This window comes from Bradyrhizobium iriomotense (genome assembly GCF_030160715.1).
GTDB classification, from domain to species: Bacteria; Pseudomonadota; Alphaproteobacteria; order Rhizobiales; family Xanthobacteraceae; genus Bradyrhizobium; species Bradyrhizobium iriomotense.
The window spans coordinates 386,566-411,656 of the sequence record NZ_BSOW01000001.1 but is presented as its reverse complement, the minus strand read 5'-3'; the positions used below and the strand labels follow the sequence as shown (position 1 = coordinate 411,656).

The following is a 25,091-nucleotide window of genomic DNA, read 5'->3' as shown; positions in this document are numbered from 1 at the left end:
ACCCGTTCTTTGCGGCTTAGAGAGCGCCGGCGATCCGCAGCGCCTGCTCGAGCGCGAGTCGCTCGTTTGGCGTTGCCGGCGGTTGCGGCGGCCGCGTCGCATCGCTTGCGAGACGTCCGAGCAATTTCAGACAAGCCTTGAGCCGCACCGTCGCGCGTCCTCCCGGCGCATCGCGGTAGATTGCGACGGCCAGCGGATAGAGCTTCTCGTGCGCGGCCCGCGCCTGCTCCCAGTCGCCGGCTTCAGCAGCACTCAAGAGGCTGACGACAAGCTCCGGAACCACGCAGGCGAGGCTAACCTGGCTGCCGGCCGAGCCGACGAGATAGCTCGTCAGCAGGTGCTCATCGCCGGAGCCGAGCACGACGAACTCCGGCCGCAGCTTGCCGATCAACCGCAGATTCTGCTCGTATGTCGCGACCTCCCAGCTGCCTTCCTTGATCGCCACGAAGCGAAGATCTGCGACCAGCCGTTCCAGCAGCGGCGGTGAATAGGCCATCGCACCTGCACCAACCGGTGCGGCGTAGAGCATCAGCGGCACAGTCGTGGCATCTCTGATATGGCGGTGATGTTCGATGACACAGTCGTCGGCGTGTCCGAGCGCCCAGCTGTTGGGCGGAAACACCAGAAGCCCATCCGCACCGGCCTGCTCCAACGCAGTCGCCTCGCGCGCGGCCTCCAGGCTGGATTCATGGTTGACCCCGGAGACGATCAGGCACCCCTTCGGAGCGTGCTCTCGCGCCAGTTCCACGACGCGCCGTTTCTCGGCCAGCGACAGCACGAAATTCTCGCCGGCGTGGCCGTTTACCAACAGCCCATCGATGCCCGGCGTGGACGTGACCGAAGCGAGATGCGCCGCCAACTGCGCCTCATCGATCCCATAATCGGGCGTCATCGGCACGATCGTGGCAGCATGAATGCCGCGCAGGCGATCGCCAAATGTCCGCGTCCCCGCCGACATCGGCTAGTGAATGATCTGGTCGAGGAAGGTCCGAGCCCGCTCGGACTTCGGATTGCTGAAGAACTCTTGCGGCGCGGCCTGCTCGACGACCTTTCCTTCATTCATGAAGACGATGCGGTCGGCGACCTCGCGGGCAAAGCCCATCTCGTGGGTCACGCACAGCATGGTGATGCCCTCTTCCGCGAGCTTCTTCATGGTCTCAAGCACTTCCTTGACCATCTCAGGGTCGAGCGCGGAGGTCGGTTCGTCGAACAGCATGATCTTCGGCCGCATGCACAGCGCGCGTGCGATGGCGACGCGCTGCTGCTGGCCACCCGAGAGCTGGCCCGGGAATTTCTCGGCCTGGTCGGGAATCCGGACCTTGGTGAGGAAATGCATGGCGAGGTCCTTTGCCTCCGCCTCGCTCATGCCGTTCGCGGTCATCGGCGCCAGGGTGCAGTTCTCGAGCACCGTCATGTGCGGAAACAGATTAAAGCTCTGGAACACCATGCCGGTGTCGCGCCTGACCGCATCGATGTTCTTGCGCTGATTGTCGAGCTCGATGCCGTTGACGTAGATCAGGCCTTCGTCGTGCTTCTCGATGTGGTTGATGCAGCGAATGAGCGTCGACTTGCCCGAGCCGGAGGGACCGCAGACCACGATCTTCTCACCCTTGGCGACCTTGAGGTCGACCTCGTTCAGCGCGGTAAAGTCGCCATAGTGCTTGTAGACGGCCTCCATGCGAACCGCAGGCACCTCGCGCAATTGCGGTTGCGCCGTTGCGCCTTCGACACCGCCAGCCGTATTCATCGACATCTCGCTCATGCGCGGGCCTCCACGCTTGCTTGCACAACCGGCGCCCTTGCCACGACCCGCCTGGATTTCGCAGCGCTCGACCGACCGAAATGCTTCTCCAGCCGGCGCTGGATCGCATCCCAGACCGAGGTGAGGATCAGGTAATACGCCGTCGCAGCAGCATAGACTTCAAGAATCTGGAAGTGCTCCTGCATTAGCATGTCGCTGCGGCGCATGAGTTCCTCCACCGAGATCACTGATGCCAGCGAAGTCGCCTTCAGCAGGGAGTTGATGGAGTTGCCGAGCGGCGGAATCATCAGTCGGAATGCTTGCGGCAGGGTCACGCGGCGGAACGTCACCCAAGGCGAGAGGCTGAGCGCCCAGGCGGCCTCTCGCTGGCCCGCCGACACCGCCATGAAGCCACTGCGCACTATCTCGGCGAGATAGGCGGCCTCGTTGAGGATCAGGCCGACCAGAGCGCAGGTGATAACGCTGAACTTGATCCCCAGCTGCGGCAGGCCGCTGTAGATTACCACCAGCTGGATCAGCAGCGGCGTGCCGCGGAAGAACCAGATGTAGAGGCGCGCGGCGCCCGAGAGCACGGGATTGGACGACATGCGCAACAACGCGATGCCCATGCCCAGGATCAATCCACCCACGACCGCCGCCACCGTCAAGCCGATGGTGACGAGCACTCCTTTCATCAAAAAGTAGTTGAAGAAGTAATTGACGGCGGCCGTCGGACTGAAATGGCTCATCGGCTCGTCTCCGTGGGTATCAGGCCGGACCTGGGCCGGCGATCGCAAGCGGCTGATCGGCTGGCATGGCGGTCAGGCCGAACTTGTCGAACAGCGCCTGATAGAAGCCGTCGGCACGCATCGTGTTGAGCGCCTTGACGACGGTATCGGCCACCGTCTTGTTGCGGAAACCGAGCGTCGTCCTGGCCGTGCCGAGGCCGCTCAGAACCTCTTTCACGCGACCACGACCGACGAGATCGCGCGCCACGCTGTCGACCAGCAGCGCGTTGTCAACCTGCCCCGCGAGCAGCGCGCTGACGACATTGGTCGCGGTCGGGAATGTCCGCATCTCGACGGCTGCGCCGCCCTTCGCCACGCTCGTATCGCTGAGCTTCTTGAGCCAATTCATCTGATAGCTGCTGACCTCGACCGCGGATGATTTTCCGATCAGATCGCTTTCGGTAGCAATTTTTGTGCCGCTATCGGGCGCAACCACGACCGAGATCGCCTGAATGGCGTACGGCACCATGTACATCAGCTTCGAGCGTTCCTCGGTCCAGAACATGCCTGTATTTACGCCGTCGATGCGCGCTGCGCCTAAGGCAGGAATCATGGCCGGAAAATCCATCCGGATAAGCTCGACCGGAAGACACAACCGCTTGCCGAGCTCGGCGGCGAGTTCCACGTTGAGACCCTGCAACTGGCCGTCTTTGTCGACGAATTGCTGCGGTGGGTTGGTCGGGTTGATCGAGAGTTGCAATTTTCCGGGCGCGATCAGATCGCCGTCGGCAATCGCGGGCGTGCAGGCGGCATGCGCGGACGCGGATGCGAGAAGGAGTGCGGCGGCCGCACCCAAGCGAAGCAGTGTCGAGACCATGTAATACCTCCAGTAAGACGCCAATGACCGATGCAGTCCCTCGCCCGGGATTCTCCCTCGACGTTTCTTGGATGCAGTCTGCCGGATCTCGCGACACGGCAGGCAGCATCGTCTTTGCCCCGCTTCAAGCCGGTCCCGACATCGGCTTGAGCTGGATGCGCATGAAATTCTTCACCAGGGATTCGAACGGGCCGAATCCCTTCACCCTCAGAAACTCCGGCGTCTCGAACGCCCAGCGTCCCGCGACCTCGTACATGGCCGCGTATTTCGGCCCCTCGCCGACGGAGACGAAGCGCTTTGCAGAGAGCCAGCCGGGACAGGCGAGCAGATCCGGAAGATGCTTCTGCTCGTACCAGGTATTGAACGCGGCTTCGTGCTCGGGATCGATGTCGACCCGCACGATGTGGATGAAGGCCTCGTCCGGCATGGGCTCGCTCCTCATGCCACGCGAATATTGCCGGCCGCACGTGCCGCGCCGACCGTCGTCGCGATGCCGTCGCACAGCGCAGGCAGCACCGGCAGCAGCGGCGGCCGCGGATCGGCATTGCGGATCAGGCCGAGCGCCTTGAGCCCGGCCTTCATGCGTGTGTGCATGTCCATGATCGGCGCCGGCCCATAGATCGAACGCACGATCGGATAGAGCCGCTCGTTGACCGCGCGCATCGCCTTGAGATCATCGGCGAGCGAGGCCTGCCACAGTTCTGCGAACAGATGCGGTGCGAGGCTGACAAGACCCGAGAGAATGCCGTCGCCGCCGACGGCGAGCTGCGGCAGGAACCAGTTGAAGTTCGACGGCAGGATTGCGACGGACGGATCGGCCTGCTTCACGGCCCGACGGTTCTCGTCATAGGCCAGCATGGTATCGCTGCCTTCCTTGATGGCAATGACGCTGTCGAGGGCTGCGATCTTCGCCAGCGTCTCCGGCGAATAGCCGAAACCGGATGCCAGCGGATACTGAAAGATCGAGACCGGAATACCGATGGCGGAGCTCACCGCCTGCGCGAAGGCCAGCGGCGCGCGCGAGGTCGCCGACGCACCGCCACCGAGCGGTGCCGGCGGAAACAACACGGCGCAATCGGCACCCGCAGATTCCGCGAGCTGCGCCTGGTGGATCGCCTCCGCCGTCGAGTGCGCGATGATGCCAGCCAGCAACGGCTTGCCGCCGATCTGCTTGCGCGTCCGCTCGATCACGGCCTGACGTTCGTCATCCGAAAGCGATCCGCCCTCGCCGGCATGGCCGTTGACGAACACTGCCGCGATCCCGTCCGGACAGGCGCAATAGTCGAGCAGGCGGGCATAGCCGTCCCAGTCGATCGAGCTGTCGTCCCTAAAGGGCAGCACGGTCGCGACCGTGACGCCGCGCAAATCCGGTTTCTTCATCGCCTTGCTCATGACGGTTTTCGCCGCGGAAATTTCAGGCTCGCCCGCGCCTTCAGCACTTCGAGGCCGCCCTCGTTGCGGGCGCTCGCCTCCCAGATGATGGTGCGGGTCTCGTCATGCTGCTCGGCGATCCAGACGTCGAAGGTGAGCGTGTCGCCGTAGAACACCGGGCCGGTGAACCAGAACCGGTCCTCCACCGACACGCCGATGGTGCCGACCAGCTCGCTGGTGAGGATACTGGTGCAGAGGCCCGCAACCATGATCCCCGGCGCGAGCCTTCGGCCGAAGCGCGTGGCACCCGCATAGACCTCGTCGACATGGACGGGACCGAAATCGCCGGTGGCGGCGATGTAGAGCGCGCCGTCCGCCTCGGTGATGGTCTTGCTCAGGCTGACCCTGTCATTCACCTTGAGATCGTCGAACGATTTTGGATCGTACATGGCTCAGGCCTTGGCAAAAGGAACCAGCGTCGCGGTGCCGTCCACCACGGTCGCGCCCGAGGGCGACAGCGTGCAGGTGACCCGGCAGATCGCGTCATCGCCGGCAACCGAGACGATCTCGGCCTTGGCCTCAACGGACTCGCCGACGATCACGGGCGCGGCAAAATTCAGCGCGATGCTGCCGATCCGCCGCGACGGACCGCCAAGCTGGCTGAGGCAGGTGGTGGCGAGACCGCCGACCGCAAGCTCGAAAGCGACCATGTTGGAGGCGCCCACCTTTTTGGCGCGGACGGCGTCGACATAGAGACCGCCGAGATTGCCGCTGATGCCGGTGAACATCGCCTGCTCGGCGACCGTCATGGTCTTGCGGAATGCGAAGGCTGCGCCGAGCTTGAGAGGTGCGTGGGACATCGATCGCTTCCTTAGAGCTGCAAGCCGTTCTTGATGGTGCTGCGCGCGACCAGCATACGGTGAATTTCGGAGGTGCCGTCATAGATGCGGGTGACGCGGGCGTCGCGATACATGCGCTCCAGCGGCAGGTCCTTGCTGAAGCCCATGCCGCCGAACACCTGGATGGCGCGGTCGACGACGCGGCCCTGCATCTCGGACGCCGCAACCTTGATCATCGAGACCTTGTCGCGCGCATCCTTGCCCTGATCGATGTCCCAGGCGGCGTTCATCACCATCATCTTGACGCCGAAGATTTCGGTGGCGGAATCGGCGATCAGCTTCTGCACCATCTGGAAGTCGCCGATGAACTGACCGAACTGGCGGCGCTCGCCGGCATGCTTGCGCATCATTTCGAGCGCCCGCTGTGCCATGCCGACGGCGCGCGCGCCGATATGGGCCAAGCGGATCTGGAGCACGCTCTGCATGATCAGCTTGAAGCCGCCGCCGACCTCGCCGAGAACGGCCGCCTTAGGGATGCGGCAGTCCTCAAAGCTCAGCTCGGCATGGCCATAGCCGCGATGGCCCATCATCGGTTGGGTGCGCGCGACCTTGAAGCCGGGCGTGCCGCGATCGACCAGGAACAGCGTGATGCCGCCGCGTGCCCGCTTGTCCTTGTCGGTCAGCGCCATCAGGATGATGTAGTCAGCGATATCGCCGTCGCTGATGAAATGCTTGGTGCCGTTGAGGACCCACTGGTCGCCGTCGCGATGCGCCGTCGTACTGATTGATGCGGCGTCGGAGCCTGCGCCCGGCTCGGTGATCGCCATGGCGCAGATCTTGTCGCCCTTCACAGTCGGCAGCAGGTAACGCTCGACCTGATCGCCCTTGCAGGCCATCAGCATCGGATAGACCTGGCCGAACACGCGGCGGATCAAGGCATCCGACGTCTTGCCGAATTCTTCCTCGACGAGGCAATGCTCGACGCAGGACAGCCCGCCGCCACCGACATCCGCCGGCATGTTCATCGCGTAAAGGCCAAGCTTCTGCGCCTTGGCCTTGGTCACCGCCAGCGTGTCGGCCGGTACAGTGGCCGTCCGCTCCACCTCGTCCTCAAGCGGCTGCACCTCCGTCTCAACGAAGCGGCGGACGGTGTCGACCAGGAGGCGCGTATCCTCAGGCAGCGAAAAATCGATCATCGCGCCACTCCCACGGCCTTGCCGGCGATCATGGCGTCAATGTCGGCGGCGCCGTAACCCATCTCGCCGAGTACCTCGCGGGTCTGGGCACCGAGCCGCTGCGGCACCAGCCTCACCTCCGGCGTCTGGCCATCATAGCGCGCAGGATGCGCGACCATGCGGATCGGAACGCCACCTGCACTCTCGGCGGTCTTGAACACGCCGAGATGGCTGAGCTGGGGATCCGATTCGAGATCGCGATAGTCATTGACTGGGGCGTGCCAGATGCGCGCCGCCTCGAGCGAAGGCAGCCAATCGGCCGTCGATTTCTGCTTCAGGCGCGCAGCGACGATCCGCGTGATCCCCTCGCGCTTTGAAAAGCTGTCGGCTTCACCGAACTGCTTGAGATCGTCGCTTCCGAGCGCCACCGCAAGCGCCTTCGGCGACGCCATGGAAATCGCTAGATGACTGTCGGCGGTGGCGTGAATGCCGTAAGGCCCGGGGCTGAACCACGCGGCAATGCCGGCCGGACCGCGCGATGTCGGCGAGGGCGCGCCATTCAGCCACGCCGTCAACGGCTCGACCTGGAGATCGAGGGCGGCCTGATAGAGATTGACCTCGACGAGCCTCCCCTTCCCGGTCTTCGTCCGAGCGAATAGCGCGGCGAGGATGCTCATCGCATAGAGCGAGGCCGCGTGTTGATCGACGATGACGGCACCGACCGCCGTCGGCTCGCCGTCCGCGCGCCCGGTCCGCATCGCAAGGCCCGACATCGCCTGAAGCAGCAGATCCTGCCCCGGACGATCCTTGTACGGCCCTTCCGATCCGAAGCCGGTTGCGGCCGCATAGATCAGACCGGGGTTGATCGTCTTGAGTGTGTCGTAGCCGAGGCCGAGCTTGGCCATGGTGCCCGGCCGAAAATTCTCCATCACGACATCGGACGTCGCGACCAGCTTCTTCACCACGGCAATGCCGTCGGGATGCTTGAGATCGACCGCGATGCTGCGCTTGTTGCGCCCGGTCGCCAGATGATTGACGCTGTCGCCGCCGACGAAATGGTTAGCGACCGCCCAGTTGCGCTGAAACGCGCCCTCGATCGGCTCGACCGCGATGACGTCGGCGCCGAGATCGGCCAGCGTCTGCGCCGCGAGCGGGCCCGCGAGGTAATGATTGAAGCTGAGGATCTTGACGCCGTCGAGCAGGTTCATTCGTTCATACTCAATTTAAGCAGCCGCGATTGGCGCGCCGCGCCACGCCAGATCGAACGTCTTGACCAGGGCGCGTGCAGCCGCATCCTGCGCAGCCGGCAGCTGCAGCCGTGGCGGACGTGGATTGCCGACCGAAAAGCCCATATGGCCGAGCAGCGCCTTGCTCCCGGCGACATAGGCCTGACCGCCGACGAATTCGATCACCGGCAGATATTTCAGGTAGAGCTCGCGCGCCTCCTTGATCGCACCCTCGTCGGCCACGAGACTGAAGATGCGTGCCATCTCGGACGGCACGACATTGGAGGCAACCGCGACCCAGCCCCGCGCGCCCTCGACGAAGGATTCGAAGCCGAGGATGCCACCGAACACGGTCATCCTGTCGCCGCAGAGGCGGATGATGTCGCGCACCCGCGTCACCTCCAGCGTCGACTCCTTGATATAGAGGCAGTTCTCGATCTCGGCGATGCGCGCAACGAGCTGTGGCTTGAGATCGACATTGGCGGTCGCCGGGTTGTTGTAGATCATGATCGGCAGCGAGATCGCATCCGCCACCGTCTTGTAGTGATGAACGAGCTCGTCGTCGGTCGGCGTCGAATAGAATGGCGGAATGATCATGACGCCGTCCGCGCCCAATTTTTCAGCACGGCGACTAAGACGCACCACCTCCCGCGTATCTTCCGCCCCGGTGCCGATCAGCACGGGCACGCGACCCGCGGCCTGGCGGATGACGATCTCGGCAACCAGTGCCTTCTCGTCATCGTCCAGTGACAGGAACTCGCCGGTCGAGCCGAGCGGGATCAGCCCGTGAATGCCTTGCGCGATCTGCCAGTCCACGAAGGCGCGCAGCGCCGCGACATCAACCTCGCCTCCTGTCGTAAACGGAGTGACCATGACGGTGTAGGTGCCGCGAAACGTCTTCATTCTATAGCCGCCAGATAAACGAGTGAATGCCGGGAATGGCTGTCGCCTGCGGAATATCCGCATATTTTATGCAAACGATTGCGTAACTGGCTCTGCATTGGGCAACACCATCCAATTTTTAAGCTTGATCCTTGCAGGATTAGCTCATAGCTTTTTGCAATCGTTTGCAGTCTATCGGCAGGTTTGATGAGCGTCACGCTCAAAGATGTGGCACAGGCGGCCCGCGTTTCGGTCAGCACGGCTTCCCGTGCGCTGACCGGGACGGGACTGACCAGCGAGCGCACGCAGCAGCGCCTGATGCACATCGCGCGCGAGCTCGGTTACCGGCCGAACCCGATCGCGCGTGGCCTGAAGACGGGGCAGTCGCGCCTCGTGGCGCTTCTCGTGCACAATCTCACCAACGCATCGTTCCAGGTGATGGCCGAAGTGGTGCAGGCGCGCCTGAAGGCGCTGGGTTATCAGATGCTTCTGTGCATCGGCGGCGACGATCCGCAGCAGGAGAGCGACACGCTCACGACGCTGGTCGATCATCGCATCGACGGGCTGATCGTGGTGCCCACGGGTAAGAACGGCGCGCAGCTCAAGACCCTGGCGAAGGACGTTCCGATCGTCTGCTTGGTGCGTCGCGATGACGCAACCGATCTCGAGACCGTGCTCGCGGACGATCCGCAAGGCGCGTATCTCGGCACGCGCCACCTGATCGAGCTCGGGCACAAGCGGATCGGGCTGATCGTCGGCCGCCAGGACACGACATCGGGCCGTGAGCGCTTGTCCGGCTATGTCCGCGCGCTGCGCGAGGCCGGCATCGCCAAGGACGACACATTGATTCATGCCGGCCATTTCGTGCCGGAGACAGGTGCGACGTGCTGCCGCAAGCTGCTCGACCTCCCCCGCCCGCCGAGTGCGATCTTCGTCGCCAACCATGAAGCGACGCTGGGCGTGCTGCGCGTGACGGCGGAGCTGAACATCGCAATCCCCGACAATCTGTCGCTGCTCTGCTACGAGGACATGCCGTGGTTCGAATGGCATCGCCCCGCCATCAGCATCGTCGACAATGGCGCGCGCGATCTCGCCAATCTCGCCGTCGACCGGCTGCTGCATCGTATGGACGCGAAGGGCAACGGCAATGACGGTGTCCGCGAATATCGCGTCGGCGCCCGGCTGATCAAGCGCGACTCCTGTCGCCAAATCGATGCCCCGATCCCGGCGAGATACGGCAAGCGCAAATCGTCTCCATCCAAATCGTCCGCGCCCAAATCGTCAGCAGTCAAGTCCGCGAAGGTCTGATCGATGCCCTATGTCGAAGTGCTCGCCCCGCAAATTTCGTCCCAGCGCAAGGCCGCGCTGGCGCGGTCGGTGACCGACGGCCTGATGTCGGCGTTCGGCGTGACCGCAGATACGGTGACACTCTATTTCTTGCCCATTCCGCCGGATGACTACGCGCATGCTGGCACATTCGGTGCCCAGGACACCGGCCAGCGCATTCTGCTCAAGGTGCACGCGTTCCGCCGCAGCGAGGCCGAGCGCCGCACCGCCGCCATCGCGCTGACCCGCGGCGTGTGCAGCGCCTATGGCGTGCCGGGCGACGACGTCGCGGTCTATTTTCTCGATCGGGACCGCAGCGAAGTCTCCCACGATTCCAAGCTCGCCAGCGACTGACGGGAGCCGCACGCCATGGACCGCTTCTACAGCCAAGACCAGAAAGCCCTGCGCGACACCACCCGCCGCTTCGCGGAGGCCGAGATCCTGCCGCGCGCGGCCGCGATCGATCGCGAGGACCGCTTCGACCGGACGCTCTACAAGGGTATGGCCGATCTCGGCCTGTTCGGCATCTGCCTGCGCGAAGGCGCCGGAGGTGCCGGGCTCGATGCGGTCGCGGCCTGCATCGCGATGGAGGAACTGGCGCGCTGCTCCGGCGCGGTCGCCAATGCCTTCGCGATCCCCGTCGAAGCCGTGCTGTTCTTCGACCATCACGGCATCGATGCTCACAAGGCGCTGATCCCCAAGATTCTCAGCGGCGACATCATTCCCGCCACCGCCGTCTCCGAGCCCGATCACGGCTCCGATGTCGCGAGCATCCGCACCCATGCGGTGCACGAGGGCAGCGGCTGGCGGCTCAACGGCACCAAGGCTTGGGTGACGCTCGGCGGCGTCGCCGACCGCATCATGGTGTTCGCACGCACCGGCGCGGATGCGGGCCATCGCGCCATCTCCTGTCTCCTCGTCGACGGCGCCCTGCCCGGCATCGCCCGCGGCAAGAACGAGGAGCTGCTTGGCATGCACGGCCTCGACGACTGCCAGATCACCTTCTCAGACGTGCGCCTGCAGGCCGACTGTGTGATGGGACCGGAGAACCAGGCGTTCAAGATGGCCATGAGCAATTTCAACTTCAGCCGGCTGATGATGGCCTCGATGGCGCTCGGCATGGCCCAGGCTGCATTCGAGGACGCTATCGCCTATGCAAAGGACCGCAAGCAGTTCGGCCAGGCCATCATCGGCTTCCAGGCCGTGCAGTTCATGCTCGCGGACATGTCGACCGACATCGCCGCCGCACGCCTCCTGATCCACCATGCCGCGCGGCTCCATGATGCCGGCGAGCCGATCGCCAAGGAGGCGGCGCAGGCCAAGCTGTTCACGACCGACATGGCGATGAAGCACGTCTCCAATGCGCTTCAGATTCACGGCGGCAACGGCTATTCGCGCGAATATCGCATCGAGCGGCTATTCCGCGACGTGCGCCTCGCCCAGATCTACGAGGGCACCAACCAGATCCAGCGGCTGATCATCGCCCGCCAGGTCGAGAAGGAGGCCGCGTGATGCGGGACGCGCGCTCATGCTGAGCATCATCACCGCGGCAGAGGCCGCCGGCCTGATCCGCGACGCTGATACTCTGATCGTCGGCGGCAATGGCGGCACAGGAGCTGCCGAAGCCGTCCTCGATGCCCTGGAACGGCGTTTTCTGGGCGGCCAGGGGCCGCATAATCTGTCGCTGATCAACATTACCGGCGTCGGCGCTGTGACCGAGAAGGGCCTCTGCCATCTCGCCCATGAAGGCCTGATCGCGCGCGTGATCGGCGGCAATTTCGGCCTCCAGGTGCCGTTCATGCGCCTCGTCCGCGACGAGCTGATCGACGCCTATAATTTCCCGCAAGGAGTCATGAGCCAGCTCTGCCGCGCCATGGCTGCAAAACATCCGGGCGTACTCACCCATGTCGGCCTCAACACCTACATGGATCCGCGCCAGGACGGCGGCCGCATGAACAAGCGCACCACCGCGCCGCTGGTCGATTTGCTCGAACTGCACGGTCAGTGCTGGCTGCTCTACCGCGTCCCAGCTCCGCCCGATGTCGCCATCATCCGCGGCACCTCCGCCGACGAGGACGGCTATATCAGCATGGAGCACGAGGGCACGACGCGCGAGGATCTTTCAATCGCGCAGGCCGTGCACAATGCCGGCGGCACCGTGATCTGCCAGGTCAAGCGCATCGTGAAGCGCGGCTCGATCCATCCGCAGATGGTCAAGATCCCCGGCTTCCTGATCGACCATGTCGTGCTCGAGCCCGAGCAGATGCAGACCTACGGCACCGCCTATGACCCGGCGCGCTGCGGCGAGACGCGGGTCCCAGGGGCGATGATCACGCCCGATCCGCTCACCGAGCGCCGGGTGATCGCCCGCCGGGCCGCGTTCGAGCTGCGCCCGCGCGACGTCGTCAATCTCGGCGTCGGCATCTCCGCCATGATCCCCAATGTCGCGGCCGAGGAAGGCATTTCGGATCTGATCACGCTGACCGTGGAATCCGGCGTGGTCGGCGGCGTGCCCGGCCATGCGCGCGAATTCGGCACTGCGATCAATCCGCGCGTCATCCTCGACCAGGCCTATCAGTTCGACTTCTACGACGGTGGAGGGCTGTCCTGCGCTTTCCTGTCCTTCGCCGAGGTCGACGAGTCCGGCAACGTCAACGTCACCCGCTTCGGCGAGCGCCGCGACGGCTCCGGCGGCTTCATCGACATCACCCAGAACGCAAAGCGGCTGATCTTCAGCGGCACCATGACCGGCGGCAAGTTCGACATCGGCGTCGAGAACGGCCGCCTCGCGATCCGGCGCGACGGCGCCTTCCGCAAATTCGTCCCGCAAGTCGGCCAGATCAGCTTCAGCGCCTCGCTCGCCGCACAGCGCGGCCAGCACGTCAGCTACGTCACCGAGCGCGCCGTGTTCGAGCTCGAGAACGGCCACGTGACCCTGACCGAGATCGCGCCGGGCGTGCGCCTCGCGGAGGACATCCTCGCGAACTTGGGCTTCAAGCCGCGCATCAGCCCGCAACTGAAGGATATGGACCCGCGCATCTTCCGGTTCGGGCCGATGGGAATCGCGCAGAGTTTCATGGCGCTGCCGGCGCGGCCGCGCAAGGTCGCCTGAGGCGATCAGCATGAACGCCGGCGCCCCGATCAATCTCCGTTACGAAGATATCGTGCTCGGCGCGGAGTTCGAGACTGCCGTGCATACCGTGACGGAGGCCGACATCACGGCCTTTGCCGACGTCACGCGCGATCACCACCCGCTCCACGTCGACGGCGCCTATGCGCGGTCGCGCGGCTTTCCGGCGGTGATCGGCCACGGGCTGTTCGGCCTGTCGCTGATGGAAGGGCTGAAATCGGAGCTAAAGCTGTACGAGGAGACTTCCGTGGCCTCGCTCGGCTGGGACGAGGTCAAATTCAAAGGGCCCATCGTCGCCGGCGACTCCTTGCGCGTGCGCTTCCGCTTCATCGAGAAGCGGCCGACCAAGAATCCCGAGCGCGGCATCGTCGTCGAGACGCTGGACCTCCTCAATCAGCGCGACGAGGTGGTGACAGCAGCCCGTCACATCTCGCTGATCCTGACCCGGCAAGCCGCGCGCGACGCGACGGCGGCCGCGCAACAATGAAGAAGACGTCGGACCGGAGAACGGCTCCTCTGCCACCCACGATTTGATTGGAGTATTCAGATGCGATTTCCAAAAACCTTCTCCGCCCTCGCTCTGCTGATCGGCCTGACCCAGGTCGCCGGCGCCCAGACCTGCACGCCGAAAGTACCGGCATCGAGCCTGATCGAGGCGCCGAAATGGCAGATGTCGATCAACCCGACACTGCCGCCGCAGCAATTCGTCGACGACAAGGGGGAATTGCAGGGCCTCAACGTCGAGCTCGCCCGCGAGATCGCCAAGCGCATCTGCGTCGAGCCGGTGTTTTTGCGCATGGACTTCCCGCCGATGATCCCGGCGCTCCGCTCCGGCCGCTTCGACACCATCAACACCGGCTTGTTCTGGACCGAGGAGCGCTCAAAAATGCTCTATCTCGTGCCTTACGCGCAGCAGGCGATCAGCATCTACACCGATCCCTCCTCCAGCCTGAAGCTAGAGAAATTCGAGGACCTCGCCGGCCGTGTGGTGGGCGTAGAATCGGCGACCTACACCGAGCGCAAGGCGCGCGAGTTCAGCGCCGCGATGGAGGCCAAGGGCCTCAAGCCGATCGAGCTGCGCACCTTCGCCACGGTGACCGCGACCTCGGCGGCATTGCGCGCCGGCCAGCTCGAAGCTGCGCTCAACATCAATGAGACCGCGAACTCGCTCGAGCAGAAAGGCATCGCAAAGATCTGGGTCCGCGACATCGCCGGCACCGACATCACCTTTGCCTTCCGCGACAAGCTGCTGGCCCAGGCTTTCGCCGACGCCCTCACCGCGGCCCGCGCCGACGGCACCTATGACAAGCTGTTCGACAAGTTCGGCATGACCAAGCTGAAGGCGACGACGTTCGCTATTCGCGGGGACGGGCCAACGAATTGACAAGCTTGCGCTACCTCATGTGTGACAGCGCACATACGATCGACCCTATCAACAGCTACCGCTGATCGGAGAACAGGAGCATCCGCCCGCTATACTCGTTGGTCGCGGGGAACGCGACCAGCCCGTACCGTACGAACGGTTTGATCTCGGGTGGATCAGCACGCCTACGCGATTACGTGGCGATTTCATCTTCGAGAACTGAGGTTGCTCGTCAGCCTCGCACAGTCTGCCGTCACTCTCGAAATCTTGCGTTGCACTGGCACCACTGAAGGCCGACCCGTCCGCTTAAGAAAGATTGCTCCTCGTTGGCTGTCGCAAGATTTTTCTTGATCTCCCGGTGCACACCTTGTCCACTCGCGACCCTCTAAGTGGTTGACTTTTCTTAACTCTCACTCCCATCCATCATGGCCAATTTGAGCCAACTGAAGCCAGAAAGAGCGACGTTCAGCGAGGGAGGTCCGCTTTGCGTCAATGGCTGCCCCGTCGCGGGATCGCGTTTTGTCCTGTGGCGGATTGCTCACGAGCACAGTGAACGCGACCAAGGGCGTCGGCCAACAGCCGCTATGGGCAACGGCTCGGTTGTCAATGTTGCTGCCACATCGAGAGGGCACAAATGCTCTTTAGCCTGACTAGCATTGGTTTCACTGCAACGTTGTGTTGCTTTTCGACTTATCGCCCCAGCTCTTCGAGGATATCGTTCCACTGATCAGCACGGGCGGTCGGCTGCTATGACCGCCGGTGGACTGTCACCTCCTGTCGCCTGTGAGGCCTTGGGGTGATGTTAGGAGTCGGGCACCGTGCCAAGTTGTGGAGGATTGGGATGAAAGCTTTCCTGCTCGCCTGCGTGGCGGCTGTCGTGATCGCGACAGCCTCGGCTGTGGTGCTTAGCAGCATCCAGGAACCCGTCGCACAGGCCTTTGCGACAACGGGCGTACGTCTCTAAAGCGCGATGAGATTAGGATGAATCGTCATCGCGCTTTAGGTTGTTGTTTGCGCATGATCTTTCCGGAAAACCGCTTCACACTTTTCCGGATCATGCTTTAGGGAGCGGCCAAGGGCCCCTCTCAGCAGCTACTCCGCCGCGGTGGCTGCGTGGCGCGGCTGTCGTTGACTGCCATTCGGGCCCGTGCGCGCCAGTTCCTCGTCCGCCCACAGGCTGTGATGCTCGCGCGCCCAATTGACATCTACCTCGCCTGATCCCATCGCTTCGAAGGCACCTTCCATACCGATCGTGCCGATGTAAATGTGCGCCAGCATCGCGGCGATGAACAGCACCCCGACTATGGCGTGAACGACCTGGGCCATCTGCATGCCCTCGATCCCCGTCGCGTAGAACGGGAACATGAGGACGTAGCCGCTCGCGGCGACGAGACCTCCGCCGATCACGACGATCCAATAGATCCCCTTCTGGCCTGCGTTGAACCGACGGGCCGGCGGGTGATCATGCCCGATCAGACCGCCGCCCCGCTTGATCCACTCCACATCCACCTTGTTCGGGATGTTGCCACCGATCCACATCAGAAAGATCAGCACGACTCCAATCGTGAACGGGAAGCTCAGATAATTATGGGCATACTTCGCCCATTGCGACCATTCTGAAAACGTCTCGAATCCAATTAGCGGCAGCAGTAGCGGCCGCCCGAAAGTGATGTTAAGGCCGGAGATCGCCAGAATGATGAAGCAGGAAGCGGTCATCCAGTGCACGAAACGTTCAAACATGTTGAAGCGCACAATGGTGCGCCCTGACCGCCCGCTTTCGAGGCGGACCATGCCGCGCATCAAATAGAAGATCACGAGAACCGCCAACATGCCGAGGATGGCCACGCCACCGATCCAGCGCAGCGCGACGTTGCGGAATTCACGCCACTCGCGGCCAGCCGGCTGCATCAACACGCTGGAGCGCTGGTCCGGGATGCTGACGCGCCCTTGAATCCGGTCCATCTCCTGAAGCAACTGCCGCTCGGTCACCGAGCTTGCTGTCGGATTGATCTGCTGGGCGTTCGCCGGCACCGGCAGCGCCATGATCAACAAGAGCAGAGCGCACGCGCCAACAACCAGGCGAATGAATCTTGCAAATGAGCTCATAACTCCTCCCTGGTCGTACGCGCCCCTGCCAAAGTCGCAACTCAGGATTCGATCGTCTCGCGATAAGCCGTCTTCCAGCCCCAGGCACCCGAGCCGTAGCCCCGTTTCATGACGCGCTCCTTATAGATTTGAGCAATGATCTCGCCGTCTCCGGCCAGCAGCGATTTGGTCGAGCACATCTCGGCGCAGAGCGGTAGCTTGCCTTCGGCAAGCCTGTTCGCACCATACTTCTCGTATTCCTCCTTGCTGCCGTCGGCCTCCGGCCCTCCGGCGCAATAGGTGCATTTGTCCATCTTGCCGCGAGAGCCGAAATTGCCGATCTTCGGATATTGCGGCGCGCCAAACGGACAGGCGTAAAAGCAATAACCACAGCCGATGCAGAGATCCTTGGAGTGCAGCACCACGCCGTCGGCGGTGGTGTAGAAGCAGTTCACCGGGCACACGGCGGCGCAGGGTGCATCGGTGCAATGCATGCACGCCATCGAGACCGAACGTTCGCCAGGCTTGCCGTCATTGATGGTGACGACACGGCGTCGGTTTATGCCCCAAGGCACCTCGTGCTCGTTCTTGCAGGCCGTGACGCAGGCGTTGCACTCGATGCAACGATCGGCGTCGCAGAGAAACTTCATACGTGCCATCGTCGTTGCTCCTTATGCCGCCGCGATCTGGCAGAGAGTGACCTTGGGCTCCTGCATACCCGTCGCGGGATCGTATCCGTAGGTCGTGATCGTGTTGGCGCTTTCGCCGAGCACGATCGGGTCGGTGCCCTTCGGGTAGTTGCCGCGCAGATCCCTGCCTGAGAGCCAACCGCCGAAGTGGAAGGGCATCCAGGCCACGCCCTTGCCGACACGCTCGGTGACGAGCGCCTTCATTCTCGCCCTGGAATTGCTCTCGGCACCCGTGACCCAGACCCAGCCGCCGTCCTTGACGCCGCGCTCAGCGGCATCGGCGGGATTGATCTCGACGAACATGTCCTGCTGCAATTCGGCCAGCCACGGATTGGTGCGGGTCTCCTCGCCGCCGCCTTCATATTCGACAAGACGGCCGGACGACAGGATCAGCGGGAATTGCTTGGCGATCCCCTTCTCCACTGCCGCCTTCTGCACGGAAAAGCCGATATTGGGCATCCGGAACTGCTTGGCGTCGGGCATCGTCGGGTATTTGGCGACAAGATCGACCCGCGGCGTGTAGATCGGCTCGCGGTGGACTGGGATGGGATCGGGCAAGCCGAACGCATTCATGCGCGCCTTGCCGTTTCCATAGGGAACGCAGCCATGCGCCAGCGCGACGCGCTGGATGCCGCCGGAAAGGTCGAGCGACCAGGACACCGTGTCCGGATTGGCCGGATTGATCTTGTTGATCACGGCCGTCTCCGCTTCGGTGAGCTCGGTGTCCCAGCCGAGCTTCTTCAGAACCGCCAGCGTGAATTCCGGATAGCCGTCCTGGATTCCCGACCCCAGCGAGTATGAATCTTCTGCGAGCAGGCTCACCTTCCGCGTCGTTCCGTCCGGCAGCTTCTCCTCGCGCTCGATGCCGAACCGCGGCCGGAACGTGCCGCCGCCATCCATCACATGCAGATTGGTATTGTAGAGCAGCGGCGTGCCGGGATGCTTGACCTCCGGAGATCCCCAGCACGGCCAGGGCAGACCGTAATAGTCGCCGCCGACCTCGGGATCGTCCTTCGGCGCCCGCATCGTCAGCATATCGAACTTCGCCTGGTTCTTCATGTGCGCCTTGAGGCGTTCGGGCGATTGCCCGCAATAGCCGGTCGACCAGCTGCCGCGGTTCATCTCGCGCAGCACATCCTCCGCCTCGGGCAGATTGTTCCCGACCTTGATGTTCTTGAACATCTGGTCGGCGAAGCCAAACTTCTTGGCCAGAAGATAGATAATCTCGAGATCATCCTTCGCCTCGAAGATCGGCTTCACGATCTGCTCGCCCCATTGCAGCGAGCGGTTGGAGGCGACGCGCGAACCCTTGCATTCGAACTGGGTGGCGACCGGGAGAATGTAGACGCCATCCTTGCGCCCCGCCTCGACGGAGAGCGAGGCCCAGGTCGTCGGATGCGGATCGGCGATGACGAGCAGCTCGAGCGCCTTCAGGCCATTAAGGGATTCGGGAATGCGGGTGATGCTGTTGGAGGCGTGCCCCTGCACGAACACCGCCTTCACATTGTCCTTTTGCGCAACCTGATCCTTCGGCAGCGTCACCGCTTCGAACCAGCGGGTCAGCGGGATGCCCGGCGTTTCCATGATCTGCTTGGAGTCGAAGCGCGACTTCAGGAATTCATAGTCGACCTCCCAAACCCGCGACCAGTGCTTCCAGGCGCCTTCGGCGAGGCCATAGTAGAACGGTAGCGTGACGATATCGAGCCCGACGTCGGTCGCGCCCTGCACGTTATCATGGCCACGGAAGATGTTGGCTCCCTTACCCTCTCCGCCAACATTGCCGGTCATCAACAGCAGGATGCAACTGGCGCGCACGTTGGCAGTGCCGACCGTCTTCTGAGTCTGGCCCATGGCCCAGATCAGAGTCGCCGGCTTTTCGGTGGCAAACATCTTGGCGACGCGCTTGAGCTGTTCGCCAGGAATGCCAGAGACACGTTCGACTTCTTCCGGATTCCACTTCTCCACTTCCTTCCGGAGATCGTCGAACCCGTAGACGCGCTGCCGGATGAATTCCTTGTCCTCCCAGCCATTCTGGAGAATGTGCCACATCATGCCGTAGAGCACGGGGATGTCGGTGCCCGGTCGCATGCGCACATATTCCGTCGCGTGAGCGGCCGTTCGCGTCAGGCGCGGGTCGATGACGACAAAGTTGGCCTTTTGCAGCTCCTTGCCCTCGAGCAGATGCTGCAGCGAGACCGGATGCGCCTCGGCCGGATTGCCACCCAGGATGACCTGCGTCTTCGCATTGCGGATGTCGTTGTAGCTGTTGGTCATCGCGCCGTAGCCCCAGGTGTTGGCGACGCCGGTGACGGTGGTTGAATGGCAGATGCGCGCCTGGTGATCGGTGTTGTTGGTTCCCCAGAACGCGCCGAGCTTGCGGAACAGATAGGCGCCTTCGTTGGTCATCTTGGCGGAACCCAGCCAATAAACGGAATCGGGGCCCGACTTCTCACGTACGGCTTGAAGCTTGTCGCCAATCTCGTTGATCGCGGTATCCCACGACACACGGGTCCACTGCCCGCCCACGAGCTTCATCGGATAGCGCAGTCGCCGCTCGCTATGCACGAGTTCGCGCACGGAGGCGCCCTTGGCACAATGCGAGCCGCGATTGATCGGGGAATCCCAGCTCGGCTCTTGGCCGACCCAGACCCCGTTCAGGACCTCGGCCGTCACCGTACACCCAACCGAGCAATGCGTGCAGATGCTCTTGCGCACGCTCGCGCCCGCGGTGAGTGGGCCGGCCATCGCCGCTTCCGCCTTGCGCACGCTGGCGAGCGGCATGGTGCCGAGCGCAGCAAGCGCACCGCCGGCAAGGCCGGACTTGCGCAGGAAACTGCGGCGGTCGAGGCCACCGGCCTGACCGGCAAGGGAGACGGCAACGGAACCATGGCTCAGGGAATGCTGGTGTGTTCGCTTGATCAGCACGGTCAGCCTCCCTTAGCCGGATAACGATTGACGCGGTAAAAGGCCTTGACGTGATCGGATTCCCTGTAGCGCGCCTTGCGCTTCTCATCGTTGGTCTCGCTATCGGCCTGCGCGGACCCGACCAGCGGTGTCGCGAGGGTCGCGCCGGCGCCCACCGTGCCGATGCCCATCTTGCGCAGGAAGTCGCGGCGACCAACTGTGGCTTTCTTGTCGTCACTCATCGCACTTCTCCTGGACCTGCGCGTGCCGGTCAGTTGGCGAACGTGAATGCTTCCGTCTCGATCTCGATAAAGGCGCGACCAAGCGCGCCGACCGCACAATAGAAGGTGGCGCTCTCCGCGCTCTCGATGTCGGCGAACAGCCGCCCCATCCAGGGTGCGACGTGTTTCTCGAAGAAGGCGCGCTGCGCGTCACACGTCGCCGCAAAGCGACCGCCGGCAAGACCTACCATGATCTCGCAAAGAATGGCCGCGTGATCTTCCGGCTCCGAACCGTTCGCAACACGCTCGATCCCGAGCGCAGCAAGGTCGGCGCGCAGGCGCGACAGCGGCCGCTCGTTGAGAAATCCGGTCAGATAATAGGAGGCATACGGCAAGAGCTCGCCGCGGCCGAGACCGATGAACAGATCGAAATATTCGCGTTCAACACGCGCAACAGACGCGCCGGCAGCGGCTTCGGCAAGCGCCGCATGCGCACGTCCAAGCGGAGTCGCATCGCCGGTCAATTCGGCAAGCTGATCGAGCAGCTTCCTCGGCGGCGCGGCGGACAATAGCATCGCGAGCAGCGCATATTCCTGCGCACGCGCCGCATCGACGGGATCGATCGGCCGCTTGGACACGGATGCCTCGGTATAAAGATCGGGCCGCAACTCGTTGCGTGACACGCCAGTTGCAGCTTCGACTGCCATCACCCGTTGTGCGGGTACCTTGCTCCAGTTCGAGACTGAGGGCTGGCTGATGCCAATTTTGCGCGCAAGCCGGGCAACGCCGCCCGCGGCGTCAATGGCGCGATCAAGCCCGTCATCACGCACGTGGACCTCCCATCAAGTCCGCGTCTGCAAAGTCCCCGGCTGTCTGATTATCGCTTTTGTTACAAAGAACTAGCGAACCGTAGTCCTGGTTCCGCGGGTGGTCAACGCTTGACCATAGCCTAACGCTATAACCTTTGGTCGATCATCTAGGATGGCAGCGCGCCGCCATGCGTGCGGCGCCGCACTGGCGCCGTTTCAGGCCCCGTCTCGTGAGCGGCCGCCGGTTGCGCTGCAACGGGAGTAGGCTCGGTCACAGCAGGCTCCGCCGCATCGGCAACGGGTCCAGCCTGCTGCAATTCCGCAGAAGAATCCTCGGGTTCGACGGATCTCTCCGGCAGCGCTTGAGCCGCCTCGCGCACTCCGCCTACAATCCGGTCAACGAGAGCCGCCAGTTGCTCGCTGGAACAGTCAAGCAATCCAAACCCCGGCATCGCGTTCGGGTCGTTGAAGTCCCATGCGTTCTCCGCAAGTCCGACGAAGTCGCGGATGGTTGGATCTGCACTCCAGGCGCGACGAAGCGCCGCACGCGTGAGCTCCTGCGGAATCCCTTTGCGCAGGAACGTGGTGATGTCGGTCGCCGATGTGATCTGGTCGATCGAGGGTAGGCTCGACAAGTCAAGGTTCGGCTCGTCGTCTTCAGCGGATGGTGGCGCCGATTGAACGTCGTCGTGCGTTGCCGCGTCGGAGGGCGAGGCGTTTGACTTGGCCTGCTGCTTGCGGCGGGACCAGCGCGCCAGGAACTTGTCCTCGCTCATTCGTGTCCGTCCTCATGCTGGCGGCGCGCCAGTGCCTCGGTATCGGCCTGCCGCCGCTTGCGCTTGAAGAACACTCGTTCGACGTGGTGCTCGGCGACGAAACTTTCAATCGCCTCGCGAAGCGCTTCCGGCATGGGCACCGCTTCCACCAGATTGGCCCCAGCCTCGGTAAACGCCTCGCCCTCGGCCGGATCGGCGGTAACTGCCGCAATCGAATAAGGCAAGACGCCCTCCGAAGGCGCCAGAACGGTCCAGATGCTCGGACTGCCAGATGCGAGATTGTCGCGATAGCGCGCCGTCTCGGACGGGAAGAGATCGACCATGGCGCTGCCGGCATAGAGCAAGATCGTCTCGCCCTCTTCGCGAAGTACCGTCCAGGCTCTTGTGTCCGGCTCATCCGGCAACACCGCGACTGCGCGCCACAGGAAGTCGCCCCATGGCGAGTCCGCCTTTCGCCGCTCGACCACGACACCGACGGAAATGCGCAGGAGTGGCAGCGCGGCGGGGCTCACATCACCATCTCCAAATGTTTGACCGGTAGCCCCGTCAGCAGATTCTGTGGCTTCATCCGAAATTTCTGGTCAGGCGTCATCGCCAAGATGAGATAGACCGGCTCTCCCCGAACAGCTTCTATCGCCGCGCCCGCGTGTGCAAACGTCAGGCGGAACAGCGCGAGCACCTGGCCTTTGCTGCGTTCGTCCAGCTCCTCGCCATGCCAGAGACGGTCGCCGAGCCCGGTGGCGTCGACATCGAGCCCGACATACCAGGTGAGCCGCGCCTCGTGTAGCGCGCGCAAGGGTTCGATGGTGACGTCGATCCCAAGCAGATGGGAGATCCAGCGCGCCATCGCCTGCGCCAGCGCAGTCGGTCCGCGGCCGCCCGCGGAGAGGTCGAACGCCATGTCGAACAGGTCGCTCCGCTCCCAATAGATGCCAGCGGTCTCCTCGCTCAAGACATCGACCTCGGCATCATGCGTTGCGCCCAGCATCGACATCAGCGAGAGCACCGGCGTCCGGCTTTTGCCGCCGACTACCTCCTCATCACCGAGCAGCAGGGCCTGTTCATGCGGCAGGATGCGCTGCGGACGGAAGAATAGTTCCGCGGCGCGCAGCACGAAGGGGTCGTCACAGCCGTCCAGCGCATTGCGCAGGATCACGTGCACGAGCTGATTGACGAACAGCGGCGGTAGATCGTTGGCCCGCGAGCGCAGTGTTGCGAGGTAGGCCGCCTCCAGCGTCGGATGTCGCGCAAGGAGATCGCGAAAGGCAAGGACGAACCGCCAGTTTTCGCGGGCATCCGCATCGGCGATCGTAGCGACTTCGTCCGCACCGACGGGCTTGCGCGGATCGGCGAGTAGCTCGCGGTGCAGCCTGCGCTCGACCGGGCATGCATCGTCCGGCGGCATCAGCTCGGGACGCGCGAAATAGGCTTTCAGGAACTCGTCGGTGACGCACAGCCCGCCGCTCTCGTCGCGATCGAGCAGATGGTGGCCGCAGGCGATCCAGAAATCCTTCATCGGTGCCGCGGCTCCCGGCCCAAATCGGCAAGGTGGAGATCATGATCGGGCTCGACATCATCCTCCACTTCCATGAACGAGAACGCCCTGCCGTGGCCCTCCTGTTTCCGCAGTTGCAGCCTGCGGAACGCCTCGCGGACCTCGCCATCGTTCACCGAGCGCTGAACGGCGATGAGCGCGCTGATCGGATGGGTGCAGAGCGATTGCGCGAAGGCGACTTCCTCCTCCGCCGCAGCCCTCGCAGTTGCAATGTCCGGCGCCCCGAAGCGGTCGACGATTTGCCTGGCAAGCAGCTCGATCAGCGCCCGGCAATCATCCTCGGTCGCCGGGACGATCTGCGCCAGCGTCGACCATCCCCACGATTGCACGCCGAGGAAGCCGCTGCGGAAGGCCGCGCGCGCCTTGCCGCTGAGCTTGGCAGGATCCTGATCGCAGAAGCGGAACGCCCCGGACACGGCCCATTCGCCTGGTACGGCCGCAACGTCGAACACGAAGGTGTCCGAGGGATCCAGCGCGATGGTGCGCAAGAGCTTCACGGCCCCGGCCCTCCGAGCTTCGGATCGAGCCAGGATGGCGTGGCAAGCGCCTTGACTAGCTCCCTCCGCTCGGGCCGGTCGGTGTTGATGCGGCGTGTGAGGAGATCGCCGCAATCATCGATCCGCAGGATGGTCTTCCGCGCGCGGACTAGGCGACTGAGATAGTCGCGCGCGACGCTGTCGAAGCCATCGACCTGCCAGCCGTCGATCGCGCGCATCAGGTGCCGTGCAAAGCTTTCCGTCATCTGCACGGCCCCTGCATCGCCAAACCCCTCCTCGTCCAGCGCAGACGCCAGCGGTTGAACACCGGGCCCCGGCTCGGTCATGGCGACAGTCCGGATCATGGCGCCAAACACGAGCCATGCCGGCGGCTCGTCCTCGTGCGCGGACGACGGCCATCCCATCCGCCCGCCGCCGACCAGCCCGCCGTCAATCCGGACCGCGTCGGGCCAGTCGATCGCAACCGTCTTGCTCGGCGGCGCATAGGCGCGAAGCGCGTCGGTGAGCGCGACCATGCCGGCGTAGAAGGCGCGGCGCGCGGTGCTCAAGGGGTCGCCCGGCTCGAGCACGACGGCGAATTCGGCGAGATCGAACCGCCCGACATAGACCAGCGTGCCGGCGCCGCTCTCGGGTGCAATGCGGCAAGCGTGGGCAAAGGCGTCTCCGCTCTCGCGCAACCGAACGAGCGCGAATGGCGGCGGGAGATGGATCGGTTCCGCCAGGGCAACATGGCTGGTCGGGCTCGACGGCAAGGCCGTCCTCCACTTTCCTTTTCTTCCCGATAGTGGAAATCTATACGAGGCAAAGGATCGGCGCGAGTCCAGTCCCGCGCCGCACTGACGGAGGGATTCACCTGGAGCAGCCAGCGAAGACCGTCCTGATCTGCTCGTGCGAAGA

Annotated in this window: 27 protein-coding genes; 6 read left to right on the top strand and 21 right to left on the bottom strand. The window is 63.7% G+C overall.

Annotation, left to right across the window (positions count from 1 at the left end):
- Positions 1–16: 16 nt before the first annotated feature.
- From QQL28_RS01870 to dapA, 11 genes are all read right to left on the bottom strand, one after another.
- Positions 17–958, bottom strand: coding sequence for a dihydrodipicolinate synthase family protein (locus QQL28_RS01870; RefSeq protein WP_284260377.1), 942 nt, complete (start codon positions 956–958; stop codon positions 17–19).
- Between the two features lie 3 nt (positions 959–961).
- Positions 962–1,762 (bottom strand): amino acid ABC transporter ATP-binding protein, encoded by an 801-nt coding sequence (locus QQL28_RS01865; protein ID WP_284260376.1) that lies wholly within the window; start codon positions 1,760–1,762, stop codon positions 962–964.
- Positions 1,759–2,490: an amino acid ABC transporter permease gene (locus QQL28_RS01860; protein ID WP_284260555.1), complete on the bottom strand. Its 732-nt coding sequence runs from the start codon at positions 2,488–2,490 to the stop codon at positions 1,759–1,761. Before QQL28_RS01860 ends, QQL28_RS01865 begins: the two co-directional genes overlap by 4 nt.
- A gap of 19 nt (positions 2,491–2,509) precedes the next feature.
- Positions 2,510–3,346: an ABC transporter substrate-binding protein gene (locus tag QQL28_RS01855; RefSeq protein ID WP_284260375.1), complete on the bottom strand. Its 837-nt coding sequence runs from the start codon at positions 3,344–3,346 to the stop codon at positions 2,510–2,512.
- A gap of 124 nt (positions 3,347–3,470) precedes the next feature.
- On the bottom strand, positions 3,471–3,773 hold the full coding sequence (locus QQL28_RS01850) for a DUF4286 family protein (RefSeq protein ID WP_284260374.1): 303 nt from the start codon (positions 3,771–3,773) through the stop codon (positions 3,471–3,473).
- Between the two features lie 11 nt (positions 3,774–3,784).
- On the bottom strand, positions 3,785–4,738 hold the full coding sequence (locus tag QQL28_RS01845) for a dihydrodipicolinate synthase family protein (RefSeq protein WP_284260373.1): 954 nt from the start codon (positions 4,736–4,738) through the stop codon (positions 3,785–3,787).
- The gene (locus QQL28_RS01840; protein WP_284260372.1) at positions 4,735–5,166 is read right to left on the bottom strand and encodes a MaoC family dehydratase; all 432 of its coding nucleotides are present in this window, start codon (positions 5,164–5,166) and stop codon (positions 4,735–4,737) included. The genes QQL28_RS01845 and QQL28_RS01840 overlap by 4 nt, the downstream gene beginning before the upstream one ends.
- A 3-nt stretch (positions 5,167–5,169) precedes the next feature.
- A complete protein-coding gene (locus QQL28_RS01835) occupies positions 5,170–5,577 on the bottom strand; it encodes a MaoC/PaaZ C-terminal domain-containing protein (RefSeq protein WP_284260371.1) in 408 nt (135 codons plus the stop codon).
- An 11-nt stretch (positions 5,578–5,588) separates the two neighbouring features.
- Positions 5,589–6,752: an acyl-CoA dehydrogenase family protein gene (locus QQL28_RS01830; protein ID WP_284260370.1), complete on the bottom strand. Its 1,164-nt coding sequence runs from the start codon at positions 6,750–6,752 to the stop codon at positions 5,589–5,591.
- On the bottom strand, positions 6,749–7,939 hold the full coding sequence (locus QQL28_RS01825) for a CaiB/BaiF CoA transferase family protein (RefSeq protein ID WP_284260369.1): 1,191 nt from the start codon (positions 7,937–7,939) through the stop codon (positions 6,749–6,751). Before QQL28_RS01825 ends, QQL28_RS01830 begins: the two co-directional genes overlap by 4 nt.
- A 15-nt stretch (positions 7,940–7,954) precedes the next feature.
- Entirely contained in the window at positions 7,955–8,860 is a 906-nt protein-coding gene (gene dapA, locus QQL28_RS01820; RefSeq protein ID WP_284260368.1) for a 4-hydroxy-tetrahydrodipicolinate synthase, read from the bottom strand.
- A 186-nt stretch (positions 8,861–9,046) separates the two neighbouring features.
- On the opposite strand from dapA, the gene QQL28_RS01815 reads away from it, so the two are divergent.
- From QQL28_RS01815 to QQL28_RS01790, 6 genes are read left to right on the top strand one after another with little or no spacing between them, the layout of a single operon-like run.
- On the top strand, positions 9,047–10,147 hold the full coding sequence (locus tag QQL28_RS01815; protein WP_284260367.1) for a LacI family DNA-binding transcriptional regulator: 1,101 nt from the start codon (positions 9,047–9,049) through the stop codon (positions 10,145–10,147).
- Positions 10,148–10,150: 3 nt separating this feature from the next.
- Positions 10,151–10,519 carry a tautomerase family protein gene (locus QQL28_RS01810; protein ID WP_284260366.1) on the top strand — a complete coding sequence of 123 codons (369 nt, stop codon included), beginning with the start codon at positions 10,151–10,153 and terminating at the stop codon, positions 10,517–10,519.
- 15 nt (positions 10,520–10,534) lie between these two features.
- Positions 10,535–11,677, top strand: a complete 1,143-nt coding sequence (locus tag QQL28_RS01805) for an acyl-CoA dehydrogenase family protein (protein WP_284260365.1) — start codon at positions 10,535–10,537, stop codon at positions 11,675–11,677.
- A gap of 16 nt (positions 11,678–11,693) precedes the next feature.
- A complete protein-coding gene (locus QQL28_RS01800; protein ID WP_284260364.1) occupies positions 11,694–13,277 on the top strand; it encodes an acyl CoA:acetate/3-ketoacid CoA transferase in 1,584 nt (527 codons plus the stop codon).
- Positions 13,278–13,287: 10 nt separating this feature from the next.
- Positions 13,288–13,782, top strand: a complete 495-nt coding sequence (locus tag QQL28_RS01795) for a MaoC family dehydratase (RefSeq protein ID WP_284260363.1) — start codon at positions 13,288–13,290, stop codon at positions 13,780–13,782.
- Between the two features lie 60 nt (positions 13,783–13,842).
- Positions 13,843–14,679: an ABC transporter substrate-binding protein gene (locus QQL28_RS01790; RefSeq protein ID WP_284260362.1), complete on the top strand. Its 837-nt coding sequence runs from the start codon at positions 13,843–13,845 to the stop codon at positions 14,677–14,679.
- Positions 14,680–15,750: 1,071 nt separating this feature from the next.
- Here QQL28_RS01790 and QQL28_RS01785 read toward each other — a convergent pair.
- The 10 genes from QQL28_RS01785 to QQL28_RS01740 form a co-directional block, all read right to left on the bottom strand.
- Positions 15,751–16,764, bottom strand: coding sequence for a formate dehydrogenase subunit gamma (locus QQL28_RS01785; protein ID WP_284260361.1), 1,014 nt, complete (start codon positions 16,762–16,764; stop codon positions 15,751–15,753).
- A gap of 41 nt (positions 16,765–16,805) precedes the next feature.
- Positions 16,806–17,402, bottom strand: a complete 597-nt coding sequence (gene fdh3B / locus QQL28_RS01780; protein WP_284260360.1) for a formate dehydrogenase FDH3 subunit beta — start codon at positions 17,400–17,402, stop codon at positions 16,806–16,808.
- A 12-nt stretch (positions 17,403–17,414) separates the two neighbouring features.
- Positions 17,415–20,357 carry a formate dehydrogenase subunit alpha gene (locus QQL28_RS01775; RefSeq protein ID WP_284260359.1) on the bottom strand — a complete coding sequence of 981 codons (2,943 nt, stop codon included), beginning with the start codon at positions 20,355–20,357 and terminating at the stop codon, positions 17,415–17,417.
- A 2-nt stretch (positions 20,358–20,359) separates the two neighbouring features.
- Positions 20,360–20,578, bottom strand: coding sequence for a twin-arginine translocation signal domain-containing protein (locus QQL28_RS01770; RefSeq protein ID WP_284260358.1), 219 nt, complete (start codon positions 20,576–20,578; stop codon positions 20,360–20,362).
- Between the two features lie 29 nt (positions 20,579–20,607).
- A complete protein-coding gene (locus tag QQL28_RS01765) occupies positions 20,608–21,387 on the bottom strand; it encodes a molecular chaperone TorD family protein (RefSeq protein ID WP_284260357.1) in 780 nt (259 codons plus the stop codon).
- A 146-nt stretch (positions 21,388–21,533) separates the two neighbouring features.
- Positions 21,534–22,142 carry a DUF3306 domain-containing protein gene (locus QQL28_RS01760; RefSeq protein ID WP_284260356.1) on the bottom strand — a complete coding sequence of 203 codons (609 nt, stop codon included), beginning with the start codon at positions 22,140–22,142 and terminating at the stop codon, positions 21,534–21,536.
- Positions 22,139–22,654 carry a DUF3305 domain-containing protein gene (locus QQL28_RS01755; RefSeq protein ID WP_284260355.1) on the bottom strand — a complete coding sequence of 172 codons (516 nt, stop codon included), beginning with the start codon at positions 22,652–22,654 and terminating at the stop codon, positions 22,139–22,141. Before QQL28_RS01755 ends, QQL28_RS01760 begins: the two co-directional genes overlap by 4 nt.
- Complete coding sequence (locus tag QQL28_RS01750) at positions 22,651–23,658, bottom strand: DUF6352 family protein (RefSeq protein WP_284260354.1); 1,008 nt, start codon at positions 23,656–23,658, stop codon at positions 22,651–22,653. Before QQL28_RS01750 ends, QQL28_RS01755 begins: the two co-directional genes overlap by 4 nt.
- Positions 23,655–24,194 (bottom strand): DUF6505 family protein, encoded by a 540-nt coding sequence (locus QQL28_RS01745; RefSeq protein ID WP_284260353.1) that lies wholly within the window; start codon positions 24,192–24,194, stop codon positions 23,655–23,657. The genes QQL28_RS01750 and QQL28_RS01745 overlap by 4 nt, the downstream gene beginning before the upstream one ends.
- Entirely contained in the window at positions 24,191–24,946 is a 756-nt protein-coding gene (locus tag QQL28_RS01740) for a biotin/lipoate--protein ligase family protein (RefSeq protein ID WP_284260352.1), read from the bottom strand. The genes QQL28_RS01745 and QQL28_RS01740 overlap by 4 nt, the downstream gene beginning before the upstream one ends.
- Between the last annotated feature and the right edge of the window lie 145 nt (positions 24,947–25,091).

Bases quoted from the DNA above. Each gene is read 5' to 3' on its own strand.
- QQL28_RS01750 (WP_284260354.1), bottom strand. From the start codon at position 23,658: ATGAAGGATTTCTGGATCGCCTGCGGCCACCATCTGCTCGATCGCGAC.
- QQL28_RS01845 (WP_284260373.1), bottom strand. From the start codon at position 4,738: ATGAGCAAGGCGATGAAGAAACCGGATTTGCGCGGCGTCACGGTCGCG.
- QQL28_RS01825 (WP_284260369.1), bottom strand. From the start codon at position 7,939: ATGAACCTGCTCGACGGCGTCAAGATCCTCAGCTTCAATCATTACCTC.
- QQL28_RS01855 (WP_284260375.1), bottom strand. From the start codon at position 3,346: ATGGTCTCGACACTGCTTCGCTTGGGTGCGGCCGCCGCACTCCTTCTC.
- QQL28_RS01770 (WP_284260358.1), bottom strand. From the start codon at position 20,578: ATGAGTGACGACAAGAAAGCCACAGTTGGTCGCCGCGACTTCCTGCGC.
- QQL28_RS01800 (WP_284260364.1), top strand. From the start codon at position 11,694: ATGCTGAGCATCATCACCGCGGCAGAGGCCGCCGGCCTGATCCGCGAC.
- QQL28_RS01840 (WP_284260372.1), bottom strand. From the start codon at position 5,166: ATGTACGATCCAAAATCGTTCGACGATCTCAAGGTGAATGACAGGGTC.
- QQL28_RS01870 (WP_284260377.1), bottom strand. From the start codon at position 958: ATGTCGGCGGGGACGCGGACATTTGGCGATCGCCTGCGCGGCATTCAT.
- QQL28_RS01785 (WP_284260361.1), bottom strand. From the start codon at position 16,764: ATGAGCTCATTTGCAAGATTCATTCGCCTGGTTGTTGGCGCGTGCGCT.
- QQL28_RS01835 (WP_284260371.1), bottom strand. From the start codon at position 5,577: ATGTCCCACGCACCTCTCAAGCTCGGCGCAGCCTTCGCATTCCGCAAG.
- QQL28_RS01810 (WP_284260366.1), top strand. From the start codon at position 10,151: ATGCCCTATGTCGAAGTGCTCGCCCCGCAAATTTCGTCCCAGCGCAAG.
- dapA (WP_284260368.1), bottom strand. From the start codon at position 8,860: ATGAAGACGTTTCGCGGCACCTACACCGTCATGGTCACTCCGTTTACG.
- QQL28_RS01760 (WP_284260356.1), bottom strand. From the start codon at position 22,142: ATGAGCGAGGACAAGTTCCTGGCGCGCTGGTCCCGCCGCAAGCAGCAG.
- QQL28_RS01805 (WP_284260365.1), top strand. From the start codon at position 10,535: ATGGACCGCTTCTACAGCCAAGACCAGAAAGCCCTGCGCGACACCACC.
- QQL28_RS01790 (WP_284260362.1), top strand. From the start codon at position 13,843: ATGCGATTTCCAAAAACCTTCTCCGCCCTCGCTCTGCTGATCGGCCTG.
- QQL28_RS01830 (WP_284260370.1), bottom strand. From the start codon at position 6,752: ATGATCGATTTTTCGCTGCCTGAGGATACGCGCCTCCTGGTCGACACC.
- fdh3B (WP_284260360.1), bottom strand. From the start codon at position 17,402: ATGGCACGTATGAAGTTTCTCTGCGACGCCGATCGTTGCATCGAGTGC.
- QQL28_RS01795 (WP_284260363.1), top strand. From the start codon at position 13,288: ATGAACGCCGGCGCCCCGATCAATCTCCGTTACGAAGATATCGTGCTC.
- QQL28_RS01850 (WP_284260374.1), bottom strand. From the start codon at position 3,773: ATGCCGGACGAGGCCTTCATCCACATCGTGCGGGTCGACATCGATCCC.
- QQL28_RS01865 (WP_284260376.1), bottom strand. From the start codon at position 1,762: ATGAGCGAGATGTCGATGAATACGGCTGGCGGTGTCGAAGGCGCAACG.
- QQL28_RS01860 (WP_284260555.1), bottom strand. From the start codon at position 2,490: ATGAGCCATTTCAGTCCGACGGCCGCCGTCAATTACTTCTTCAACTAC.
- QQL28_RS01815 (WP_284260367.1), top strand. From the start codon at position 9,047: ATGAGCGTCACGCTCAAAGATGTGGCACAGGCGGCCCGCGTTTCGGTC.